The sequence below is a fragment of the Zoogloea oryzae genome (assembly GCF_030161255.1).
Lineage (GTDB): Bacteria > Pseudomonadota > Gammaproteobacteria > Burkholderiales > Rhodocyclaceae > Zoogloea > Zoogloea oryzae.
In genome coordinates this window covers 1-722 of record NZ_BSPX01000273.1, presented here as the reverse complement: position 1 = coordinate 722, position 722 = coordinate 1, and the positions used below count along the sequence as shown (strand labels likewise).

General features: G+C 35.7%; 1 protein-coding gene. It reads right to left on the bottom strand.

Annotated elements, in window-relative coordinates; all coding sequences use genetic code 11:
• Positions 1-495 precede the first annotated feature (495 nt).
• The coding region (locus QQK25_RS24980) for an NADH-quinone oxidoreductase subunit C (RefSeq protein ID WP_284190107.1) at positions 496-722 on the bottom strand (227 nt) is incomplete at its 5' end.

The window sequence follows — 722 nt, the reverse complement described above, 5'->3', positions numbered from 1 at the left end:
CAGAGGACTGAAAATCCTCGTGTCACCAGTTCAAACCTGGTTCCTGGCAGGCTGCTATTATTAATTCTGAGATTAATAAGAGATAGAGATCTTCGTACTTCGTAGATATAAGAGTGGAAAGGTAAGAATATACAATAGACTTTTCAGAGGTATATTATAATATAATGCGGAGAATATTTATATATTGGTTTGAATATATACTTCGAAATCAAAATTTAGTATTTCAACGCCTCCTTTGTCACTTTCTAAAGCGTATCTAAGCAATGTGCGCGGTACAAAGTTCACGATAGAGAACTCCTACAGAACTCCCTTTTTTATTGTCCAGCTTATCTTAAATAAACAATAAACTATGTCTTCCAAATAGGAGAATAGCAATGAAGTCCTTTTATTGAGTTCGTTTCTTGTTTAACTCATCCCTAAATCCGATGACTCAGTTTGATCCAAACCGAACGGGAAAATATTATTTGAATATCCGTAGGATAGATTTTTCAGCGTTCAATGAGCATCTTGTATTTCATAGAAATTTGGGGCAATATAATCTTTACGTAAGGGCCATCCTCTCCAGCTTTCGGGCATCAAAATACGTTTCAGGCGTGGATGATTATCATAAGCGATTCCTAACATATCATAAGATTCTCGTTCTTGAAAATCCGCGCTTTTCCAAATCCAGAAAACAGACGGAATTTTAGGATTCCTCCTTGTGGCAAAAACTTTTATGCATA